This window comes from Streptomyces tricolor, from assembly GCF_002155905.1.
Lineage (GTDB): Bacteria > Actinomycetota > Actinomycetes > Streptomycetales > Streptomycetaceae > Streptomyces > Streptomyces tricolor.
Genome location: NZ_MUMF01000800.1, coordinates 1 through 2834, shown reverse-complemented (window position 1 = coordinate 2834; position 2834 = coordinate 1). Strand labels below are relative to the sequence as shown.

Below are 2834 nucleotides of genomic sequence, written 5' to 3'. Positions count from 1 at the left end.
ATGTCCGACGTACGGGTCGTGGTCATCGACTGGACCGAGACGGGCGCGTCTCCGCCGACCGCCACGCTTCCGACCTGGATCTGCCGGCTCTTCCGGCGCTCGGCGAGCTTGGTCGGAACGGACGGCATGCCGAGAGAAATCGCAGTCATCTGCTGTGCAACCCCAAGTCGTGGATCAAGGTCCGGTCCCGTGAAACGGCGGGCTCCAGGCTTCGAGATTACGGCACCGCGCCGGGCGTCAGCACATCCCTCCCGGAAACCCACCCGATGGGAGGCGGCCCGGAACCAGAGGGTCCCGGGCCGCCTCGAACAACGGGTGGCTAGGAGATTTTCACCGGGTTGACCACGTCGGCGATCAGCACCAGGACGGTGAAGCAGACGAAGATCCCGGCCACCACGTACGCCACCGGCATGAGCTTGGCGACGTCGAACGGACCGGGGTCGGGCCGGCGCAGCACCCGGGCCACGTTGCGCCGCAGCGACTCCCACAGGGCGCCCGCGATGTGCCCGCCGTCGAGCGGGAGCAGCGGGAGCATGTTGAACAGGAACAGGGAGAGGTTGAAGCCGGCGAGGACGAAGACGAACATCGCCAACTGCTGCGAGGCGGGGATGTCCAGGGTGGCGATCTCGCCGGTGACCCGGGCCGCTCCGACGACGCCCATCGGGGAGTCCGGCTCGCGCGGGCCGTCGCCGAAGGCCGCGTCCCACAGGGCCGGGATCTTGCCGGGCAGGGCGATGAGGGAGTCGACGGCGTCGCCGACCCGGTCGCCCATCCAGGTCACGGACTCGCCGAAGTCCTGCTTGACCACGCCGGTGGCGGAGCTGAAGCCGAGGAAGCCGGCCTTGATGTACTCGCCCTCGACGTAGCCGCCGCCGGAGTCCTTCTTGGCGACCATGTTGGTGGCGATCTTCGCGTGCAGGGTGAGCTGCTTGCCGTCCCGCTCGACGACGATCGGCACGGTCCGGCCCGCGCTGTCCCGGATGAGGTCGGACAGGGTGTCCCAGTCCTTGGTGGGCCTGCCGTCGAAGGCGGTGATCCGGTCGCCCTTCTTCATGCCGGCGGCCGCGGCCGGGGAGGCCGGGTCGGACTTCTTGCAGCTGTCGCGGTGCTCGCTCTGCGCGATGACGCAGGGCGAGACGGAGGCGACGGTGGTGGTCTGCTGCTGGATGCCGAAGCCCATCAGCACGGTGAGGAACAGGCCGATGGCGAGCACCAGGTTCATGAAGGGGCCCGCGAACATGACGATGATCCGCTTCCACGGCTTGCGCGTGTAGAACATGCGCGTCTCGTCACCCGGCCGGAGTTCCTCGAAGGCCGCCGAGCGGGCGTCCTCGATCATGCCGCGCCACGGGGAGGTGGAGCGGGCGGTGACCCGGCCGGAGTCGTCGGGCGGGAACATCCCGATCATGCGGATGTAGCCGCCGAGCGGGATGGCCTTGATGCCGTACTCGGTCTCGCCCTTGTGCCGCGACCAGATGGTCGGGCCGAAGCCGACCATGTACTGGGGGACGCGGATACCGAAGAGCTTGGCCGTGGACAGGTGCCCCAGCTCGTGCCACGCGATCGAGACGAGCAGGCCGACCGCGAAGACCACTATGCCGAGGATGAACATCAAGGTCGTCATGCACGCGCCTCCGCGGTCGCCGTCGTGGCTGTGAGTTCGCGGGCCCGGGCCCTCGCCCAGGTCTCCGCTTCGAGGACGTCCGACACCGTGAGTGAGGTTCCCGTGGCCGGGGTGCCGTGCTCCTCGACCACCCGGGTGACGGTCTCCATGATCCCGTTGAAGGGCAGCGCGCCGCTCAGGAAGGCCGCGACGCACTCCTCGTTGGCGGCATTGAACACCGCCGGGGCCGTGCCCGCGAGCCGCCCCACGTGTCGGGCGAGGTTCACCGAGGGGAAGGCCTCGTCGTCCAGCGGGAAGAACTCCCAGGTGGAGGCCTTGCTCCAGTCGAAGGCGGGCGCCGCGTCCGGGACGCGTTCGGGCCAGCCCAGACCGATGGCGATGGGCCCGCGCATGTCCGGGGGCGTCGCCTGGGCGATCGTGGATCCGTCGGTGAACTCGACCATCGAGTGCACATACGACTGCGGGTGCACGACCACCTCAATGCGGTCGAAGGGAATGTCGTAGAGGAGGTGCGCCTCGATGACCTCCAGTCCCTTGTTGACCAGCGTCGCGGAGTTGACCGTGATCACCGGGCCCATCGCCCAGGTGGGGTGGGCGAGCGCGTCCGCGACGGTGACGTCCGCCAGCTCGGCCTTGGTCCGGCCGCGGAAGGGGCCGCCGGAGGCGGTGACGACGAGCTTGCGGACGTCGGCGCGGGTACCGGCGGCCAGCGCCTGGAAGAGGGCCGCGTGCTCGGAGTCCACCGGGATGATCTGGCCGGGCTTGGCGAGCGCGGTGACCAGCGGGCCGCCGACGATCAGCGACTCCTTGTTGGCGAGCGCGAGGGTGCGGCCGGCCTCCAGGGCGGCGAGGGTCGGCGCGAGGCCGATGGAACCGGTGATGCCGTTGAGCACGGTGTGGCACGGGGAGGCGGCGGCCTGGGTGGCCGCGTCGGGCCCGGCGAGTATCTCGGGCAGCGGCTCCCGGCCGCCGTACTCGGCGGCGAGCGCCTCGCGCAGCGCGGGTACGACGTCCTCGCGGGCGACCGCCACGGTCCGCACCCGCAGCCGGTGCGCCTGCTCGGCGAGGAGGGCCACCCGGCCGCCGTTCGCGGAGAGGGCGGTGACCCGGAAGCGGTCGGGGTTGCGCAGCACGAGGTCGATGGCCTGGGTGCCGATGGATCCGGTGGAGCCGAGGATCACCACGTCCTTGGGACCGTCCCCGGGGACGG

2 protein-coding genes and 1 pseudogene are annotated in these 2834 nt (G+C 70.5%); all 3 read right to left on the bottom strand.

The features are described 5' to 3' along the window. Window positions 1–149: pseudogene (locus CCN44_RS43755) on the bottom strand (flavodoxin-dependent (E)-4-hydroxy-3-methylbut-2-enyl-diphosphate synthase); the annotation flags it as partial. Window positions 150–319: 170 nt separating this feature from the next. Beyond that, entirely contained in the window at window positions 320–1612 is a 1293-nt protein-coding gene (locus CCN44_RS39750) for a M50 family metallopeptidase (protein WP_189397401.1), read from the bottom strand. Window positions 1613–1620: 8 nt separating this feature from the next. Next, the coding region (dxr, locus tag CCN44_RS39745; RefSeq protein ID WP_244204047.1) for a 1-deoxy-D-xylulose-5-phosphate reductoisomerase at window positions 1621–2834 on the bottom strand (1214 nt) is incomplete at its 5' end.

Excerpts from the sequence above, each read along its gene's own strand:
- CCN44_RS39750 (WP_189397401.1), bottom strand. The coding sequence starts at position 1,612 with ATGTTCATCCTCGGCATAGTGGTCTTCGCGGTCGGCCTGCTCGTCTCG.